The 21,449-nt window shown below is 36.5% G+C and carries 12 protein-coding genes; 5 read left to right on the top strand and 7 right to left on the bottom strand.

The features are described from left to right. Positions 1-25: 25 nt before the first annotated feature. Positions 26-625 (bottom strand): TetR/AcrR family transcriptional regulator, encoded by a 600-nt coding sequence (locus NYE73_RS03285; protein WP_103117447.1) that lies wholly within the window; start codon positions 623-625, stop codon positions 26-28. A gap of 565 nt (positions 626-1,190) precedes the next feature. Here NYE73_RS03285 and NYE73_RS03280 point away from each other — a divergent pair. After that, complete coding sequence (locus NYE73_RS03280; protein ID WP_036074906.1) at positions 1,191-2,165, top strand: proline dehydrogenase family protein; 975 nt, start codon at positions 1,191-1,193, stop codon at positions 2,163-2,165. A gap of 103 nt (positions 2,166-2,268) precedes the next feature. Here NYE73_RS03280 and NYE73_RS03275 read toward each other — a convergent pair whose 3' ends face one another. Beyond that, positions 2,269-3,606: a helix-turn-helix domain-containing protein gene (locus NYE73_RS03275; protein ID WP_259951313.1), complete on the bottom strand. Its 1,338-nt coding sequence runs from the start codon at positions 3,604-3,606 to the stop codon at positions 2,269-2,271. A 179-nt stretch (positions 3,607-3,785) separates the two neighbouring features. Here NYE73_RS03275 and pruA point away from each other — a divergent pair, with 179 nt between their 5' ends. Beyond that, on the top strand, positions 3,786-5,330 hold the full coding sequence (pruA, locus tag NYE73_RS03270; RefSeq protein WP_103118703.1) for an L-glutamate gamma-semialdehyde dehydrogenase: 1,545 nt from the start codon (positions 3,786-3,788) through the stop codon (positions 5,328-5,330). Positions 5,331-5,605: 275 nt separating this feature from the next. Then, a complete protein-coding gene (locus tag NYE73_RS03265) occupies positions 5,606-7,573 on the top strand; it encodes an S-layer homology domain-containing protein (RefSeq protein WP_259949548.1) in 1,968 nt (655 codons plus the stop codon). Between the two features lie 401 nt (positions 7,574-7,974). Here NYE73_RS03265 and NYE73_RS03260 read toward each other — a convergent pair whose 3' ends face one another. The 4 genes from NYE73_RS03260 to NYE73_RS03245 form a co-directional block, all read right to left on the bottom strand. Beyond that, positions 7,975-9,897 carry an N-acetylmuramoyl-L-alanine amidase gene (locus NYE73_RS03260; RefSeq protein ID WP_259949546.1) on the bottom strand — a complete coding sequence of 641 codons (1,923 nt, stop codon included), beginning with the start codon at positions 9,895-9,897 and terminating at the stop codon, positions 7,975-7,977. 233 nt (positions 9,898-10,130) lie between these two features. Further along, positions 10,131-11,042, bottom strand: a complete 912-nt coding sequence (locus NYE73_RS03255; protein WP_259949543.1) for a C40 family peptidase — start codon at positions 11,040-11,042, stop codon at positions 10,131-10,133. Between the two features lie 221 nt (positions 11,043-11,263). After that, positions 11,264-12,331, bottom strand: a complete 1,068-nt coding sequence (locus NYE73_RS03250) for a CAP and S-layer homology domain-containing protein (protein WP_259949542.1) — start codon at positions 12,329-12,331, stop codon at positions 11,264-11,266. 200 nt (positions 12,332-12,531) lie between these two features. Next, on the bottom strand, positions 12,532-16,530 hold the full coding sequence (locus tag NYE73_RS03245; RefSeq protein ID WP_259949541.1) for a cell wall-binding protein: 3,999 nt from the start codon (positions 16,528-16,530) through the stop codon (positions 12,532-12,534). A gap of 347 nt (positions 16,531-16,877) precedes the next feature. On the opposite strand from NYE73_RS03245, the gene NYE73_RS03240 reads away from it, so the two are divergent. Together NYE73_RS03240 and NYE73_RS03235 are read left to right on the top strand one after the other, a co-directional pair. Beyond that, positions 16,878-17,555, top strand: a complete 678-nt coding sequence (locus NYE73_RS03240) for a hypothetical protein (RefSeq protein ID WP_259949540.1) — start codon at positions 16,878-16,880, stop codon at positions 17,553-17,555. Continuing rightward, positions 17,555-18,811, top strand: coding sequence for an HlyD family secretion protein (locus NYE73_RS03235; RefSeq protein WP_259949538.1), 1,257 nt, complete (start codon positions 17,555-17,557; stop codon positions 18,809-18,811). The genes NYE73_RS03240 and NYE73_RS03235 overlap by 1 nt, the downstream gene beginning before the upstream one ends. Positions 18,812-18,898: 87 nt before the next feature. Here the strand turns inward: NYE73_RS03235 and NYE73_RS03230 are convergent, their stop codons facing one another. After that, complete coding sequence (locus NYE73_RS03230; protein ID WP_259949536.1) at positions 18,899-21,391, bottom strand: S-layer homology domain-containing protein; 2,493 nt, start codon at positions 21,389-21,391, stop codon at positions 18,899-18,901. Positions 21,392-21,449: the final 58 nt, after the last annotated feature.

The raw sequence follows: 21,449 nt of genomic DNA, 5'->3' as shown, positions 1-21,449 counted from the left end.
GATAATAAGTATCGATGGCAGTTTTTTATATCACTTCTTTGGTTTTCCAAAAATATAATTGTACAATATCATTTGCAAGTTCTGCAGGTAACCTTTTTTCTTCTAATAAATTCGTAATGATGAGTCTTTCTATTGAGCCTACTAAACTATCTATCATGATTTTTATATCCACACTATACAATTGTAGATCTTTGTCACAATCATGCAGATAAATAAGGTGGATCAATTGCTGTGTCATTTGGTTTTTCACCAAATGTGCTTGCTTTGATTCAATAAAACCTATTTTTGTTAATTCAGGATTTTCAATTATGTATACGAACAAGTTCAATAACTTTTGCTCTAAGAGCGTGATAAAACCCTGTAATCCATATTCAATAATGTCAGTTGACTTACTATTCATTACTGCCAAGAATCCGCTTTGAAATTGCGCATTCAAATCGTTATAAAGGGCATCCTTGCTTTTAAAATAGAGATAAAAAGTAGGCTGAGTTACATTGGCAGCCTTTACAATGTCACTAATTTTTGTGTGATGATAACCTTTATCAGAAAATAGCTCTATCGCTTTTTCAAGTAATAGTTGTTTACTTTGTTCGCCATTTGAATTAAATTTTCTGCCTCTTGCCATACTTTCCACCTTATCTTAGTTTAGAGTAGTCATATTCCCTTTTGTATTGCTTATATAGACACACTATTCTAAATCAAAAGTAACTACAAATTCACAAAACGTACATAATTTAATCTTGATTATATACCATTTTATTATAATACACCCTGTTTTTTTTTACTATAAACTACTATTAATATGATATTTAAATTGAAAAATGAAAAAGCGGATATCTAAGAATCACTTCTAAGAATACCCACTAATAAATTATATTAAAATATAAATAATTCTGAAATACTATCATGCCATTCAAGTAAATCACTCTCGAAAAGTCCAATATTATACATATTCGCAAATTTAGACATATACTAATTAACATAAAGCAAATCTTTTATTTTGAAAAGTCCTTTTTTTTTGAAAAAATTTTTTAATTTAAATTTTTATCATGAAAAAGTCAATGACTGCAATAGTTTTATCTCACTAACTGGCTTCGAAAAATTTTTTTCTGAAAATCAAACCATTTTACTTTTCAAAAAAAGTGTTATAATCGCCAAGAATTTAAAATTTTCATTTTTGGAGGCATATGATGGTATTACGTGACTTTTTCATTTACTTATCAGAGAACAAATTATTAAACAGCGCTGCACAAAAATATGGTTTAAAAATGGGTGCTCAAAGTGTTGTTGCTGGCACAAGTTTACCAGAAGTTGTGCAATCGATTAAAGAATTAAACAAGGCCAATATTTCTTGTACAGTCGATAATCTAGGCGAGTTCGTCTACGAAAAATCAGAGGCAACTGCTGCCAAAAATAACATTTTAGCTGTTGTACAAGCTATTCATGATGAACAGCTTGATGCACACATCTCTCTTAAACCTTCACAATTAGGTTTAGATATTGATTACGCATTTTGCTATGAAAACTTAAAAGAAATCGTAGCTCTTGCACATCAATATAATATTTTCGTGAATTTCGATATGGAAAACTACGAGCGTTTACATAGCTCTTTTGAATTATTAGAGGAATTACACAAAGAGTATGATAACGTAGGGACAGTTATTCAAGCTTACTTCTTCGAATCAGAGGAAAATATTGAGAAATATAAAAACTTCCGCTTACGTATTGTAAAAGGTGCTTATAAAGAACCTGAAAATGTGGCTTATCAATCTAAAACTGATATTGACCATAATTACTTAAAACTAATTGAATATCATTTGCTACATGGTAAATTTACTTCGATTGCGACACACGATCATAATGTGATCAACCATGTAAAACAATTTGTGAAACAACATAATATTCCAAATGAAAAATTCGAATTCCAAATGCTATATGGTTTCCGTAAAGAAATGCAGCTAGACCTTGCTCGTGAAGGTTATAATTTCTGCACATACCTACCATTCGGTAATGACTGGTACGGTTACTTTATGCGTCGTTTAGCTGAGCGTCCACAAAATGTTGCACTTGTGACAAAACAAGTGTTTAACAAAAAAACGAACATGGCAATTGGCTTAGGAGCAGCTGCATTTGCGCTTGGTCGCCTTTCGAAAAAAGGAAAATAATTATACAAGCTTGAAGCTATCCATCAGTTTTGTGTTTTTATCCTTCAGTTAGATCGTTCTATCCTTCACTTTCGGGAAACTATCCAAAAAAGCGAAAACATTGTTAATCAATGTTTTCGCTTTTTTTATTGAGCTTATAGTTTTTAACTCGATACTGTAAACTTTGTCGCCGAATCCCCAACGCAGCAGCCGTTTTGGAGATATTGCCTTGATGAAAGTCCAACGCCTTCGAAATATAGTACTCCTCTACCTCTTTCATATAGACATCTAATGGTCGAATATCCTGTTGATTTTTAATGACAAACAAGTCACTCGTAGAAACCTCTTTTTCCGTCTCCTCACAAGAGCTTTGGATTTTCCATTTGAAATGCACTGGCAGCATATGTGATTCAACTATCGTTTCATTGGTGATTAATGAGGTTATTTCATCCAGCAGGACTTCTAATTCCTTTAAATTTCCTGGCCAATCATATTTTAAAAAGGTATCTCGTACTTCTTCTGAAAGCCCGTGAATAGATGAGCCAAAGCTATCACGATGTCTTTTGAAATAATCATCGATAAAGGGCATAATATCTTCTTTTCTTTCTCGTAAAGGAGGTACATAAATCGTAATACCTGAAAAAAGTCTGTAAAGCTTTTTGGATAGCTCATGCTTTTGAATCAAATCAATTGGATCTTTACCAACACTAGCAATTAAAACATGCTGATGATTAGGATGATTATTAAAAAGTTCAACAATCTTTTCTTGTGCTTCTAAAGATAAATATTCAATGCGCTCAGCAAAGAAGGTTATTTTCTCCTTTTCCACAATATATTTTTCAAATTGTTTTAATACCGTTTTCTCATCTCGACGGCAAATTAAAGCAATAAACATATCATTTTGTACCTTTAGATCATGATGTATTCCCTCTGCAACCATATCAATCCCAGTACCTGATTCCCCTATTAACACAACAGGCATTCTACTTAGTGCCACAATTTTTGCTTTTTCAATGACATCCTTCATGACTGGTGATACAGCCGTGATAATGTCAAATGTCAATGGAGCGCCATACCTTCTCAATGGCTGATACATCATGTATTCAAGCTGTGTAATATCTCGGGCAAATTCCACAGCGCCTATTAAAGAGCCTTCATAGTGCAACGGATAAATATTGCTTATGTAGGTCACTTCTTGATTTTTTTTATTCCAATACGTTTTTTTTATATTGTGCACTGGCGTTTCAGAGTTGAGGACCTTATAAATATCGCTTTTTTCGATTTCAAAATCAATAATCTCTAAGGCTCGCCTCTCCTCAAATTCATCCTCATTAACGCCTTCTAATTCTCTCATTTTTTTATTGTATATAAGCAATTTGCCCTCTGTGTCTACAACGCAAATTCCCATATCGCCTTTTTCAATGACGTATTTATAAATACTTAGTAGTACATTGTTATCCATTTTGTCCTCCTGTAGTCCATTAAGCTTATTCTAACACCAATATGAAAAGCAGATGCAAAAATTAAAAAAGTTTTAAAATTTGAGTTGATTAATGCCAAATTATATTGCATTATATAATTAACACAATCTTAAAAGGTGCATAATCATTTGGCACTACTTATACCTGGGAGGAAACTGACATGATTCCATACAAACACGAACCATTCACAGATTTTTCACAAGAGGCAAACTACAATGCTTATGTAGAGGCTTTAAATAAAGTTGAAGGTTACTTAGGTCAAGACTACCCACTAATTATTGGTGGCGAGCGCATTACAACAGAAGATAAAATCGTTTCGTACAATCCTGCGAAGAAAACAGAAGTCATTGGTCGCGTTTCGAAAGCAAGCAAAGATTTAGCTGAAAAAGCAATGCAAGCGGCAGATGAAACATTCAAAACATGGAAAAAAGTTGATCCAGCCATTCGTGCGGACGTTCTTTTCAAAGCGGCAGCGATTATCCGTCGTCGCAAACATGAATTCTCTGCATTATTAACAAAAGAAGCCGGGAAACCATGGGCAGAGGCTGATGCAGATACAGCGGAAGCAATCGACTTCATGGAATACTATGGTCGCCAAATGCTACGCATTAAAAACGGTCAGCCAGTCGAAAGCCGTCCAGGTGAATACAATCGTTATGACTACATTCCATTAGGAATCGGTATTGTCATTTCTCCTTGGAACTTCCCATTTGCAATCATGGCTGGTACAACAGTAGCTGCTTTAGTAACAGGGAATACAGTATTATTAAAACCAGCTTCAACAACGCCAGTTATAGCATATAAATTTATCGAAGTATTAGAAGAAGCTGGTCTTCCAGCAGGTGCGGTGAACTTCGTACCAGGTTCTGGTGCTGAAGTAGGTGACTACTTAGTCGATCATCCAAAAACACGCTTCATCAGCTTCACAGGTTCACGTGATGTTGGCTTACGTATCAACCAACGTGCATCTGTATTAAACGAAGGCCAAATTTGGATTAAACGTGTCATCGCTGAAATGGGCGGTAAAGATACAATCGTAGTGGATAAAGAAGCAGATTTAGAATTAGCTGCACAATCCATCGTAAAATCAGCATTTGGTTTCTCAGGTCAAAAATGTTCAGCTTGTTCTCGTGCAGTCATCGTAGAAGATGTGTATGAGCAAGTGGTAAATCGCGTAGAAGAGTTAACAAACGCTTTAACAGTGGGTGACCCAACTGATTACAGCAACTTCATGGCAACAGTAATTGACCAAGCAGCATTCAATAAAATTACAGAGTACATCGAAATCGGTAAAGGTGAAGGTCGTTTAGTAGCTGGTGGTACAGCAGACGATTCAGTTGGCTACTTCGTACAACCAACTGTATTCGCGGACGTAGATCCTTCTGCTCGTATTATGAAGGAAGAAATCTTCGGACCAGTGGTAGCCATTGCAAAAGCAAAAGATTTCGACCATGCGATTGAAATTGCAAACGATACAGAATACGGTTTAACAGGCGCTGTTATCACAACAAATCGTATGAACCTAGAAAAAGCACGTGAAGAATTCCATGTAGGAAACCTTTACTTCAACCGTGGCTGTACAGGTGCAATCGTAGGTTACCAACCATTTGGTGGCTTCAACATGTCAGGGACAGATTCAAAAGCAGGTGGCCCAGACTACCTACAGCTGCATATGCAAGCAAAAACAACTTCAGAAATGCTTTAATTTTTACTTCAATAAAATGCCGTACATTGTTTCTTAGTAAGCAATGTACGGCATTATTTTTTGGGGGTAACACAAATGACATATATAATAGAAGAAACTCATGTGAATTTCGGTTCACTTTCCTTCCCCTATTTAAAACTAACTTTCACACCACATTACAAAAGCATACTTATTGCCTATAAAACGCTGGTATATTTTATGGCATTTCTAACATTTGACCCTTATCTTGATTGTGTAACTTTGTTAAAATAATATCAGTTTAGGAGGGTAAAACTATGAAAAAACTATCAATTTTTATGTTGCTCATGATGCTTGTTAGTCTAGTCATTTGGCAGCCTCAATCTGTCTATGCAGACGAGCTATCAGGACATATGCATGAAAGTGGTCTACGCTATTTAATTCAGAAAGATGCATTACTAAAGGATGCAAATGGAAGCTATCGTCCAAATGCTACGGTTACACGCGGTGAATTCGCCACATACATAGCAAAAGCATTAAATTTGGACACAAAGAACGAGATAACGTTTACAGATGTGTCAGACACATATTTATTTGCAAATGAAATTAAGCTTGCCGCAACTGCTGGAATTATTACTGGTTATACGGATGGCTCATTTAAGCCAGATGACCGTATTTCAAGAGAGCATATGGCAGTGATGCTAATCAGAGCAGTTGATTATTTAAAAATACCAAAAGGTACTTCTTCTATTACCTTCAAAGACAATACAACTATTTTTAAAGATTTCCGTGAGGATGTTGCAATCGGTGCACAATTAGGACTTATTAAAGGAAGCTCCAATGGCATGTTTTTACCAAGAGACAATGCCACAATTGGTGAGGCATCGACATTTATTCTACGATTAATACTTCTTGCTGATCAGCTTGACGCTGGTAAAAATGAAAACAATGGTAACTCCGAAAATAACGGTAATACTAATAATGGGAACAACAATAATACTGGTAATAACGGTAATACTACTGCATATATCGTCAAAGAAGTTTCCAATGGTAACTTGGTAGACAAACAAACCTTTACTAGCTTTGAAGCAGCTGAAAAGGCGATGACGACTAGTTCCTTAGTGATTACTCAAAATGATAAAATTATTAAAATGACTTCAGGTTATGTTGTAACGAATAATTATGTTGCTCTAAATTCTGAAACGATTAAGGATCAAATCGCAGTTGCGGGTAATACAGAAATGGAGTATCTAGGTAGTGATGCCACACAAGTAAAAGTACGCTTAGCTGGTCATACTGGCTATTTAAAGCAGGCTGACGTTACCTTAATTCCTTCTGCTTTAGTGAAAGGCCGTTCTTATTACACAAATGAGTACGGTGAAATAAAACATACTTTATATGATTATAAAACTAATAAATATTCTGCTAGTTACGTGTATGGCAAGGCACCTAGCTTTATGAAGCAGGGTGAGAAATACTTTAGCTGGGATGGCATCAACTTTACCAATGCTGATGGTTCTTCAAAGGGAGAAGCCTATAACTACTATCAGTTCTTACCAGCTCGTGCAGCAACTCAATATACAGCAGATGAGCTAGATCAATATATTGTGGGAAAATTAGCAGAAGTTGAAAGCTCAGGTGCTTCGATTTATAAAAATGCCACAACTAAAAGTAAACTACTTGGTTTAGGCTCTGTATTAAAAGAAGTGGAAGCCAATTCTCATATCAATGCTATGCTTATTTTATCCTTAGCACAGCATGAGAGTGCCTATGGTATGAGTGATCACGCTCAAAATCTAAACAATCTATTTGGCTTATATGTCTATGATACAAATCCACTAAACAAGAAGTTTGATAGTGTGGAAGCCAATATTAATGAGCTAGTTGAAAAATTCCTTCAGCCAAATTATATTACGCCAGGTGGACGTTATACAAATGGCGCAGTTGTTGGTTCTAAGGCTATCGGCTTCAACGTAAAATACGCTTCAGATCCATTCTGGGGGGCAAAAATTGCAGGACATTACTATCGTGCAGAAAAAGCTTTAGGCTTTAAAGATGCAAATAATCCTTATAAAATCGCTCTCACAACAACTGCTGGACTAAATGTTCGTGCAGATGCATCAACAAGTCAAAGTCCACTTTTCACATTTAGTAAAAGTAATATGCCTGTCATCGTTACAGATACAAGCGCAAATGGTTGGTATCAAATTGTTTCAGATAAACTAAACACTGAACCTGGATATATAAGTAAGGATTATATTAAATTCATCAATACCGTGAAATAACGTAAATGGCTGTCTCTTAATAAATGAGACAGCCATTTACTGTTGTTGAAAAAAGATAAAGTCACTGGCAAAAAGGCCTTTTTATAAGGCAGGAGGTTGATTTCCGTTCCGCCAGCGACCTTTCCAGGGGCCGTCCGATGAGCAGCTTCACTTACTTACGTTCGCTCCAGGGTCTCCTCTGTGACGCTAGCTCCACTCCAATCACCCATGTGCAAAAGTGTCTTTTCCTTATCTTTCATACTAGCCAGCCGTAGCAATCAAACTAGCCCATTATTTGTATGATTAGAGAAAATTTTATGGCCATTTTATCAATTAGTTTGTATTTTTCTTATATGGGTATATAGAGAATAAGAAAAACGATCCCAAAGGCTAGTACATCTTTGGAATCGTCTCTTAATCAATTATTGTTTTTTATAATATTGCAAAATACCATTATAAATAGATTCTGCAAATAATTTAACGTATTGATCATTTGTCATTTTACTGTTATCCTCTGCATTCGTTAAGAAACCAAGTTCTACTAGAATAGAAGGGATCACCATATTACGAATCACGTAGTATTGCTCTTGCTTGACACCACGATTTTTCATATTTAAATTGTTGACAATTTGATTATTAACATATGTCGCTAAATCAATGTCTTCCTGATACATATCTCCTGTAGATATTGCATAATATGTTTCAGTACCAGACGCTGACGTATTAGCAGCAGAGTTGACATGAACACTTACAAAAATTTCACCATAGTTTGCTTGAGTAAAGTCTACGCGATCTTGTAAGGATGGATACGTATCACCAGTACGTGTCATATAAACTTTTGCACCAGCATTCTCTAGTAATTGTTTCACTTGTGTGCTGACTTTTAATGTAATGTTCTTTTCAGAAGCAGAGCCCTTTACTGTACCTGGATCTTTACCACCATGACCTGGGTCTAGGATGATAATACGATTTTGTAAAGGTTTAGCTGTTTGATTTAATAGTTTCAAATAAGACTTGTGAACATAGCCTGATTGGCCATTATAGGTGATTTCTGCCCAGTAACCATTGATGTTATTAACTTGGACATACTCTCCTTTATTCAGCTTAAATAACACGGCTGATGTAGAGTTGCTTTGACTGCGAACATTTAAATTCGCTACCGTTACTCTTCCTAGCACATCACCAGAAGCTGGTGGTGTTGGATCTGGATTTGGATTAGGATTTGGCTTTTCTTCCTCCACAATATCCGTAGTGCTATTCGCTACAATATAACCTGGTAAACCATTTACTTGTGTTAAGTAGTAGCCACCAGTTGTTTTGTAAACGGGAAGCTTTTCGTTCGCTTTAATCGATGAAATTACTTTTGCTGAAGATGTAGGCTTCACATATAAATTGACAGCATTTTTTGTCGTTACTTCTTTTTCGACTGTTCCTAACGCATTACCATCTGCATCTACAAATTCTGCATATTGCTTATAGATGTAGGCATATGCGCCTTTATAAGTAACCTTTAGCCAATTACTTTCAACAGCGTAGACTGATAATTTACCGCCTGTATTGACTTTGCCTACAATGTTCGTGCTTGAAGTAGAATCTTTTGTCTTACGGATGTTTAACCCATCTGTAGTGACCTTCACTAAGCCAATGACTTGTGATGTATCTGGAACTTGTACACCTTTTACAGGAAGCTCTAATCGATATTTTTCACTGTTTGCACGTGCAACGAATAATGAAAATTGAGAACGTGTTACAGTGCTATTCGGTAAATACGTATTACCTGTTCCGTTGGTAATGCCATTATAATAGATGGTATTGATGTATTTCACATATTCATGTGTAATTCCTACATCAGTAAAAGGTGAGTCGATCCCCTCATACTCACTAGTATCTAAATTAAAAGCCTTTGTTAATACATAACTCATTTCTCCACGAGTTAGAGGCTTATTTGGTAAGAATTGACCTTTTATATTTTTATCGAAAAATCCTAGCTGTACAGCACGTTCTATATAACCTGACATTTCAGTGCCGACTGTAACATCTGAAAAGCTAGATTTATTTACAACTAATGGTTTATTACCAGAGGCAACAACAACCATTTTAGCTGCTTGTCCTCTTGTAACACTATTATTTGGGCCAAAGACTCTCTTACCATTCACAAAGTAACCTTGAATTACCCCCAAATTTACTAAATAATTGATTTCTTCATAGGCTGGGTGATTTTTAGTAACATCTTCAAATGTTATATTTGAATTGTTAGCTGCACTGACACTTGCACTATGTATCGTAAACATAGAAGCCGAAATGAATAAGACGCACAAGATAAGACTAATTTTTTTGATGTTCAATGTCTTATTTCCTCCCTTCTTGTTCTCTTAACGTGTCCATTTTAACAAAATTAGCTAAATAAAGCATCATACAATAGAACTGTTAAAATTTAATTTTCCAATTCACATCCTTTCCTACAAAATTATCATAAAAATAGAAGAGTCTGCTATTGCAAACCCTTCTTCCATTATACGCTATTCAAAAGATCATTTCTTGCAATCTATGACACAATTAAAGTGTTAACTTTATGAACTTATTGTTGAATTCTTTCAATAAATACTTTTAATTGTTCGATTTTTAGTAATTCATCAGAACCGAAGCTACCGTCTCCGTCACCATTTGTAATGCCATTTGACGCTAGAGTAGAAACATATTCATTAGCCCAGCTCTTTTGAGGCACATCACTAAAAGCTACACTTCCACCATTATTTTCAAGACCAAATGCTAGCACTAATACTTTAGCAATTTGTGCACGCGTAATTGGTGAAGACGGGTTGAATTTACCATTTGCATCGCCTTCAAAGATACCTAATTTTGCTACAGCTGCAATAGCACCTGCATGAGCATATGTAGGTTTTACATCTACGAAACTAGTAGTAGTATCAGATGTATCTAAGTTTAAAGCTTTTGCAATTTGTACTGCTACCTCTGCACGAGAAGCATATACGGAAAAGTCAATAGCTGCTTGTTTTACATCAGCCTGTTGTTGAGCATCAAATGTTGCTACACGTTTAGCACCTACATAACGATCGCCCCAATAATATGGGTCATTAACATTTGAGTAGCTTACACCTTGACCAGTTTGAGAGTGGATCATTTTACCATCACCTATGTATATCCCCACATGTGAAATACCACTACCACTTGTATTGAAAAATACTAAATCGCCAACTTGAAGATCACTCTTGGCAACTGCAGTACCCTGTTGATATTGAGATCCCGACGTACGGTTTAATTGAATGCCTAAGTCTGAAAATACTTTAGAAGTAAAGCCAGAGCAATCAAAACCGCTTGTTGTTGTACCGCCGTATTTATATGGAACACCTAAATATTTAGAAGCTGTATCAGTTAAATCTGCTTTAGACGCTGCTTCAGCAGTATTAATATTAGTAGTTGAAAATAACATAAATGATGCAAAAATCGGTAATAACCATTTCTTATTCATACTTTTGTTATACCCCTCTCAAAACTTTTTTGCCTATACATAGACTATCACAAAAGAGGCGAATGTTATTTTTCAATTGTGTAACGGTTTTAGACAGCAAAAAAACGCTGTAATACCAACGTTTGGTGGTATTTCCAGCGTTAAAAAGGGGATTTTTTTATCGTAATTTGGAACTTTCGTAACATTTCTGTAATATTAGCGATTCTTTGTTACACAACAACTTATTGACTAGAGAACATTTGGACCCAATAGTAATTTCCTTTGCTATCCTGTGCTATTGCAACACCTGTGTTCGTATAGTGCTCTTTTAAAATATTATCTCGATGGCTAGGTGAAGCCATCCATGCCTTAACAGCAATTTCAGGTGTTTTAATATTTCTAGCAATATTCTCTCCAAAACTTGTATAGTTGTAATCAAATAATGTCGCTAAATCCCAAGGTGCCCCATAATATGGGGAAACGTGTTCAAAATAATGGCGATTTACCATGTCCTGTGCTTTGATAATTGCAATTTGTGTCAGTTTCGAATCATAAGCAACAGGTTCTAGCTTATTCTTCTGTCTTTCAACATTTATTAATTCAATCACCTTTTTAGACCACTCAGAAGAAAGGTTTACAGTTGGGATATAATCCTTTGCTAGATAGTCATAGGCTACTTCCAATGCCTTAATTTTTTGTTGAAAAATCATGCTTCGCTCAACAAAAACAGCAAACTGTGCACGTGTTACCAATTGGTCAGGAGCAAAATGTTTAGCATCCACTCCACTAATAATGCCGATATCTGCTAAGGATTCAATATAGTCTTTTGCCCAATGCGTACGCGTAATATCCGCAAACTGGCTATTATTTTTGCCATCTACTTTAATTTGGTAAGCTAGTGCTAGCATTTTTGCCACCTGCATACGCTTTAAAGGCTCTTCTGGATGAAAGGCATCACTTTTTTGAATAACTCCCAGTTTAACAAGCTGGCAAATTTCCTTGTAATATGGATGTGTTGTAGGGACATCCTTGAATTTTACAGGGTTCTCAATGTCAATGTTTGTTTGAAGAGAGCGAGCAATGGCAGCAGCAGCCTCTGCCCTTGTAATAGCTTGCTCTGGCTTAAAAGTGTTGTCGTTGTATGTAGTCATATATTGTTTTGTGAGCATATGTTGAATCGAGGCATTTGCCCAGTATGAATTTGTCACATCTACTGCCTTAGCAGACGCTGCTTCTACTTGACTAAAACCAGTTAAACTTCCTACGGTTGCAGCTATTGAAAGTACCATTATACTCAATAATTTTTTCAACAGGGCGACCTCCTCACGTTGGCAAAATGAAAATGTATCAAATGGTACCTCCCAATCAAAGCGACCATTTATACTATAAGATACGAATTTCAGATGATATAGTTTCACTTTTTTGGAAATTAATATTAGGATTCATTTTTTCTTACTTATAAAAGGAGTTTTCCCGTTATATTGATTGGGAAAACTCCTTTTTTATCATACTATTGAATCATTTTAAGATAGTCTTCTAGAATGCGGTAATTATACACTAAGCCCTGTTGCTCAATTGACAAATTACTATAATCTTTTTGAGCAGCTAACACTTTTTTCTCGAATGAGGAGCTGTCTGGATCAATATTTCCGATCGCTTGAACAACTTTGAGAACGGCAGCCACATCTTTTTCAGCCTGCTTTAAGACATCCTCATTAATGACCTGTCCTTTAATTTTAGAGTCCAATGCCTTATAGGCAGCAACGGCATTCGCCACATCTTCAATATACGTTGAAGAGCTTGGAGACAGTCCCGCTATGATCTCCACAACCTTCTTCACATCAGCTAAACTTTTCTCTGCTTCGAGTAAAAGAGCATAATTGGAGATACGTTGTTTATCTGTCGTATTCAAACTATCATATTCTTTACGCGCCGCTTCCACCATGCCAAAGTAATATTTATCCTTTGGATTCAATTTAGCAATATTATTATAAACCTTTATAACATTATCTAGCGAAAGCAATAGCTGGTCGTTATAAACATAGCGACGTTGTTCCGCATTGAGCTTATCATAGGCTTTTAAAATCTTTTGGTATTGGCTATTCATATCTTTTGCCGTTAGCAATCGGTCTATATCTTCTACAATACTCATTACAGGCTTTATTAGCTTTTCCTGATCTTGTAGCACTTTATAATTTTGAACAGCCCGTTGCTGATCCTTTGGTAAAGCATTGTAAGCAGCACGGATTTCTTGAATACGTTTCACATATTGCTTTGGATCAACGGATGGTAAGTCATCAATCATTTGCATGACATTACCAGCCCCTAAAATACTAGACTCCGCTGCTTGCAATAAGTAGTAGTTTGTCACATATTGCTTCATATCGTCAGGTAGTGCATCGTAAAGTGAGCGTGCTCGTGATGTATCTTGAAGGAATGTGTTACTTGAAGATTTAAGTTTACTAATCAATTCCATTACATTAGAGACAGGCTCGAATTTTAAGAGAATATTAATATTATCGATGTATTTTTTTTGATCTTTCGATAATTTATCATACGCTTTACGTGCTGAGTTTACCTTACTAACAAAGTTTGTTGATTCTGGATCTAGTTCATTAATTTGAACCATCACACTTAAAATTGGTTTCACTGCTTTTTCACGTGTTGTTAAATCTTTAATATTCGTCACTAATTTCTTTTGGTCAGATGACAGCTTATCGTATGCTACACGCGCATTCATCAGCTTCGTTAAATAGTCAGCATCTTGCACTTCTGTTAATTTAATTAGCTCGACTACACTCTGTGCTAATCCTTGTTCATTCTCTGCTGCTACCAGTGCATCATAGTTTACGATCGCTTGCTGCTTCTCTGCTGGCAAGGAATCATAAAGCTCACGCGCTGTTTTCATATCTTGATAGAAAGTTTTACTTGTTGGCTTTAACGACGCAATGAGACCAATCAAGGAAGCAACATCCTCTACAGCAGTAAGATTAGAATAGTTTGTCACTCGCTTTTGGGAAACTTGATCAAGTGCATTATAGGCTTTACGTGCATCAAGAACCTTTTTTGTATAATCCTTATTTGTTGGGTTTAAGGCATCGATCATTTGAATCACCTTGATTACTGCCTTATTATCCTTTTCATAGGAGCTTAACATTTTGGCTTGCTCCACTAGCTTCTGTGCGTTCTTATCCATTGCTTTATATTCTAATGTAAGTTCTGCTACCTTTTTGACAAATGTGTCAGGGCCTTCATTTGCTAAGGCTATAATACGGTCATCAAATGCTTTAGCCGTATTGATATAGCCTTGTGCGTTTGTTAGGTCCTGGCTGTTTACTACCTTTGCCTTAAGAGATTCACCCAATTTATTAAACGCTTCTTGTGCTTTTACCACATCATCTTTATACGTTTTTTTAGAAGGGCTTAATGCACTAATTTGTACCATTACATCAATCGTAGGAATTACATCTTTTAAATCTTTATAATTTTGGACAAACGTCTTATTCTTATCATCTAGCTTCGCGTAAGCCGTATAAGCTGACTTTGCTTTAGAAATATAGCTTTTTGAATTGGAATCTAGTTTTTCAAAGAGAGAGATAACATTAACGACTGATTTATAGGATTTCTCTAAATCTGTTAACACTTTAATATTTGTCACACGCTTTTTAGCTGTTGATGATAACGCATTATAGTGAGCTCGTGCATCCAATATTTTTTCAATAGCTATATTGCTATTTAACAGATCAATTTCCGTTGTAACAGCCTGTACCGCTTCTTCCTCTTTCACTAAAGCATCTATTTTGTTTTGCAGCTGTGTTTTCAAATTAGTAAGAGCTGTTTCATGCCCTTGCAAAGTCGTATCTAATTTCTCCACTGTCTCTTTCAACTTGGTAAGCTGTGTACCGTAGTCAGTTGTCGGCTTTAATGTATTAATCGTTTTCGATGCTTCTGCGTATGTTTGAAACAGCTTTAGTTTTGTCGCTCCCTGCACTAGCTTCTGATCATTTTCAGTGAGCTTATTAAAGGCAGTCCACGCAGTTAAAGTTTTACTTTCAAATGTTTTGGCGGCAGGATCAAGGCTATCAATTAACTTATCTACCTTTAAGGCAGCACCTAAATTTTTCTCCCACGCTGTGAGCTCTGCTAGATTATTGACGATTTTTTTCACATTGGACGCATTGATATTTGTGCCTGAAGGATTATTATAGGCTTCGCGTGCAGCTTTAATAGCAGCTACTTTATTAGCTTCTTCTACAACATTAATGGCTTTAATCTTTCCTTCAATATCCTCTGCATATGCAATATTTGCTAACGCCAGATCTAGGTCTCCTATGTTTTTAACAAAACCTTTACCTTCCGTTAAGAGATCGTATTCCGCTTTTATGTCTTTGACTGTTGTACGATATACATCTTCTTTGGATACACGCAACCCTGAAATGCTTTTCGAAATATTTGCTGCTTTAAGATATTGTGCAATACTTTCATATTCCGTTTTTAATAATTGTTTGGAGGCTGCATCCAGACTATTGTAGGCTTTCTCAACAGCCGTCACAGCACTAATAAAGCTTGAGGCTGAAGTGAAATCTGCAGGTTGCTTACCTTTTAACTGTGCAATGCTGGAAGTCACTTTATCTAAAGCAGATAAACCTGACAAGGCATCCTTATACTTCTTAAAAGGTGTGATTTTATCATCATTTGGATTATAAGCTTCAACCACTTTCTTTTGCTCTGCTGTCAGCGCATTATAATTCGTGGTAAAGCTATTCATTCTAGGAGAAATAGCTGAATAATCCGTAGATTTCTCCAATAACTCCACTAACTGATCTAATTCTGTAATGACCGGTTCTACTTTTGCTACGTCCACTTTCAGCTTACTTAACTTGTCAACATCCATTCCCTTGCCTTTAAAATAGACATTGCGTGCTGTTTCATCATAGCCATATTGCAACACTGTGCCACGAACTGTTGAGGCAATATCCTTCGCCCCATTATTAAGTGCAGCAAGAACAACTTGGTTGAATTGGTCTTGCACATATTGATAGGATGTCGCTGTTGATTCATCTCCTAAAAATGTTTCATATTGGCTTTGTACATTTTTCACATCATTAATAAATGTTTTGCTGGTATATGAAATAGTACCCATCTTATCGCTAATTTCCTTAAGCTTCTTTAACAGTAGTCGTTGCTTAACTACATAGTCATATTTCGCTTGTATAAAAGCTTTTTCATCGGCATTAAAATCAGCTGAATTTTGTACAATCGTTATATCACCATCTGCAATAACCATTTCATTATCTGATGAATTCTCTGATAGCTTGCCAAATTGTGCAATAAGTTGTTCCCTTGCTATAGTTGCTGCAACCTCATTTGCATAAGCTACCTTTTCTGATTGTATTGAGATGTGCGACTGTCCTTCGTTGTCCTGTGCGTGTGCGTTCGCTATAGCCGTAGGTACCAATAAAAGACCCGTTATGACCCCTGCTGTCAATTTTCGATTCAATCGAACCACCCTTTCATCGTTTATGTATAGGAAAATGATTGTGTTCATTTTCATTTAGAATTTATGACTTTAGTATCGGTGTAAATTGCTTGATTTCAAGCCATTCTAATATATTTACAAAATGAGACATATCAAAAGTAATTTTTCTAAATTACTAGCTAGAAAAACAGGAAGTTATTTCAATTATACTATACAATGGTGTTATATAAGGTTTTCACCAATTGACATATAATAAGAGATTATGTTTTTTTAATGAATTTATTGGAAAAAAACAGCTATTTTCATATGTCATAATATCTTTACAAGGTGTATACTACAACTTTGATATCCTATTTTGGAAGAAAGGACGCTGTTTTATGTTTTACCATTATAAGTTCTGGCATAGCTTAAAAAATCCTACCTACTTTACTAGCATCGTAGAGGAAGGCGAGGTCATCGGATATAAAAAAAGAGTCCTAACGGTGTTCATTCTTTTCATCCTGTTGTTTGCTGCTCGCGAATATTGGGGAATGGGGACAGAAAATTTAACGTCCTTATTCGCAATGGATTTACAAAATGAATACTATGTAGCACGTATCCTTTCGATGCTTGGTGCCGTTTTATGGGGAATCGTCTATTTTTGCTTCCATTATTATGGTGTTACCTATCTTTTACATCTATTAACAGACATTCCTTATATTTGGATAAAAAAAGTCCAGCTTTATGTTGTAGCCTTTCTATTAATTGAAAAAGCAATCCTCTTTGCTGTTTTCTATGCTGTAGGCTATACAACCATGTTTTCTTTCTTCTCCTTAGCTCCTGCTGCCTTACAGGTGATTGAAACAGATTTCGTATTATTTACCCTCAATCAATTGACGGTAACAACTGTTTTAATCATTATTGTACAGTACCTCTTCCTATCAAAATGGGAGGAAGAAGCTAGTAGAAAAATGTTAGTAGTCAAATTGATTGGTATACAGCTATTTATGGCCATATTTGTTGGTTTGATTAGTGTACTACCAATTAAAGAATGGATTGCTAGGGGGTTAGGATGATGGCATTTATCAAAACAAGACCATGGACAACTACGACCATCGTGTTAGCAATGCTAGTAATCGGCATAAATGCTTATTTTGTTTTTAAAGATAATAGCAACGTGACACGATCCTACTTTATCGATGAATTTCAAAAAGCTTATATCGGCACGAATACAGAGCGTGTTCATAAAGAAACCATTGTAGCACCTGCTGAGACATACACGATTACTGCTGATGCAACTAGCTTATCAGCTGTGAATGTAAAGCGTGGCCAAGAAGTGATGATGAATGATGTACTTGCTACCTATAAAACGGATGAGGTGGATGAGGAGTTAACAAAGCTTGAATCTGAACGCACAGCCTATGAAACAGAATTACAAGATTTACAGGATGCACTTGATCAAATTGAGGATGAATATGGTGATGATTCTAATCCAAAAAGCTCCATTAATACGGATCAAATCAATGACAAGCTATCCGTAACGCTAAAATTAGAGCTTGCTCAACAAAATTCAGCATCTACAGCGGTTGCCCTGTTAAATCGACATATTGCTGAAACAAATCGTCAAATTGCGTTACTTGAAGCCCAAATTACACAAATTCAATCTCGTCAGGGTATTGTCAGCCCTATTGATGGTGTGGTGGCAGCGATTAAGGAAGAAGCTGGTGCGCTAACTTTTGAAATCTATTCGAATGAAAAAGCAATGTATGCCTATTTATCAGAAAAGGAATGGCAAAAGGTGGAGGAAGGGCAAACTGTAGATTTCAAGGTGAAACATGTCAAGGATGATCTATCTGGCATCGTATTAGAAAAACAAACGATTGCTACTGACGATCAGACAGTTTGGGCAAATGAGTTAGCCAAAACGGCTGCCTTGCCACAACCAACTAATTATGAAGTGACCTTACAGCAAGATGCCCCACTCGAGGACATCCCATTTTCGACAACTGGCAAAGCCTCTATTATTGTCAACGAAGCATTCGATTCCTATAAAGTCGATAAATCGTGGCTAGCCACAGCTAAAAAAGGGAACAAAAAGCTGTATATCATCAATCAGGACGGTAAAATACAGCTAATTGATGTCAATGTACAATTTAAAACGGCTAAGTCAGCTATTTTTATGGATTATCTTGATGAAGGTACGCCAATGCTCTCGAATGAGAAACGTAATCTCGAAGCCTATACCTTCAGAACATTACCTGTTGAGAAGATCCATTGGAGCCATTTTAAAGAGCTAACTTGGAAGCAATATGTGAAATATATCGTTTTCTAACCTAAATCCGCCTCGTCTTTTTATGGACAAGGCGGTTTTTTTTACAAAAGAAATCCCCTGTAGATTACTACAGGGGATTCGTCATTTTTATTTTAATGACAAACATCTATTTAAGAAGCTTGCAAATTGAGCACGTGTAATTTGTGCATCTGGTCTAAATGTGTTATCTGGGAAGCCGCCAGTTAAATCATTTGCCACAAGTGCTTGGATATGGCTGTATGCCCAATGTGTTGATTTCACATCAGAGAAGCTTACTTTGCTTGTACCCGTTAATTTATAGGCCCTTGTTAAAATGGCAGACATTTCTGCACGTGAAAGCTGTCCGTTTGGATTAAACTTCCCTGCCTCTTGCCCTTTAATAATGCCAGCCTGCTCAACTGCAGCAATGGCACTGTATGCATAATGGCTCTTACTCACATCTTTAAAGCTAGAATCCTTCGTTGTAGTTAGATTTAAAGCTCTGGCAATGATCGTAGCTGCCTCAGCACGTGTAATGGATGCCTCTGGTTTGAACGTTCCATTTGAGTATCCTTTAATAAGGGATTGATCGTATAGACTTTGGATTTCGGAAAATGCCCAATGTCCTTTTGTTACATCTGTATAAACTAATTCCTCATGATTATCTTTATAAACGGCTTGTAATTGATCGAAATACAGCTGTCCTTTCTTCTGAAGAGATGCTGTTGGCTGAGCAACATACAAACGCTCGAATTTCAATGGCTGTGGTAAGTCACTCGGAATATTCGCCGTCACGTACTTCCAACCACTCCAGTCAAAACCACCCTGGCTTGTAAAATCAATTGTATGCTTAGCTCCAGCACCATCAATGACAACACCTCTTAGCCAATGCTTACCAGCATCGCCAAATACCCAAAGACCGATATTTTTAGGCTGCCCTGAAATAGCAATTGGTGTTTTCGCAACCATATAGGCTGCTTTTGTACCTGTACCTGCTGTTGTGAAATCATAGTTTAATTGTAAGCTAGCCGTTCCCTGTCTTGCATACTCTTTAGAGCTTGCTAATGAAGCATTAGCTTTCGCCACTTCTGTTGTCCAAGATGACGTATTATCAAAGCTATCTAGTACAATAGGTTTTTCTGCTAGATCTACTACTTTCACAGCTGTAGACGTACGAATTCCTTCATACTCTCCAATAATTTTCCCTTCACCCTTTTGTGTTGCTGTGAAGGTTGCACCATCCATTTTGCCGATATTACCTTCAACTGTCCAGTTCATATTTGCTGGGTTGATGGTCATTGGATTCAAGTATTGATCATAGGCACTTACAACTTGCATATCTACAGAAGAACCTTTCATTACCTGACCAACACTACTTAACATAATTGATTTTACGTTCCCTGGTGGCGCTGTATTCACTACCTGTAAAATGGCAGATACACGACGTTCACTACCCTCTGACGGTCTATTCACTAGGTTGGCGAAATAACCTCCTGGGTTACGCGCCACCATTGCTGTAGAGCCGCCTCCGTCTAGGTTAATAGCCGAAGAAGCACCCACTGAAATTAAATGAGCAGCTAAATCTGATAAATTAACACCATTACTATGACCACTTATGCGACCATCAATAGTTACAAGAGATACCTTTGTACCTGTAGCATCTATAGCTACTGCTGTACGTGGACTACGTGTAGAAGCAAACCCTGAATTCGTTGGCATAGAAATATCCACTTTGCCGTTACGCACAAGCATTGGTCCAGCAGCTAAGATGAACTGTGCATCCATCCATTTTTGATCGATTGATAAGCTGACATCCACGCTTGTACCTGCTGTAATGCTACTTAATTCTGCGGCTAACTCTTTATTTTGGACAGAGATAACAAAGCCATCTGCTGGTACAGAAGAGTTACCTTCTGCTCCGTAAGCTGTTACATGAGATACTGTACCTGAGAACTGATCACCAAAATGCAAGGTACTTGTATCTTGGCTAGCGCCCGACACAACGAGTTCTACCCCCCATGTATTTGTCCCTGTTGATTTTTTTTCAGGTGTATATAAAACGTTTTTATTTGTTCCTCGTTCACTATTAATAAGATCAATAGGATAGCTTTTGCCATTCACTTGGAAAGTTAGATTCGTAGAATAATAATCTGCAATCGCTTTTCCTGATTTAGATAAACCAAATGCAACTGGCTTTTGTGTTGGGCTATCATATGTATCTCCCAAAATACCATAGTTCACAATTTCATTATTTTCTGCTAACAAGTTCGCAGGCATACCATTTCCTAAAAAGTAAGAGGCATTGACAGCCCCAACAACTCGATGCCCATCATATGTGTTTTGCTTGGCCATCGCTGATGTTGTTTTTAATGAATTAATAGGATTTGGCATACCAATTTCTAGTTTTGTATATGTATTATTTAAATTAACATCTAAAACATTTACAAACTGACGTATCGAACCTGACGTATAGTTTTGCTGTGAATGTATTACCTGTGGTGAAACCTCTGTTTTAACTTCACTGACTTTATTGCCTAAACCAGCAGCTTGTCCATTGATGGGGCTAACTGTTAGTGTAAGCATGAAAAGGACTACAATAATCGTTATTAGTTTTCTTGCCATTTTTCACTCCGAATTAATTCAAAGTATGGCACGTACCATGTCACATGACCCGTGCCAG

Source organism: Lysinibacillus sp. FSL K6-0102, from assembly GCF_038003545.1.
Lineage (GTDB): Bacteria > Bacillota > Bacilli > Bacillales_A > Planococcaceae > Lysinibacillus > Lysinibacillus capsici.
The sequence above is the reverse complement of the archived record's forward strand: the minus strand, read 5'-3'. Positions and strand labels throughout refer to the sequence as shown.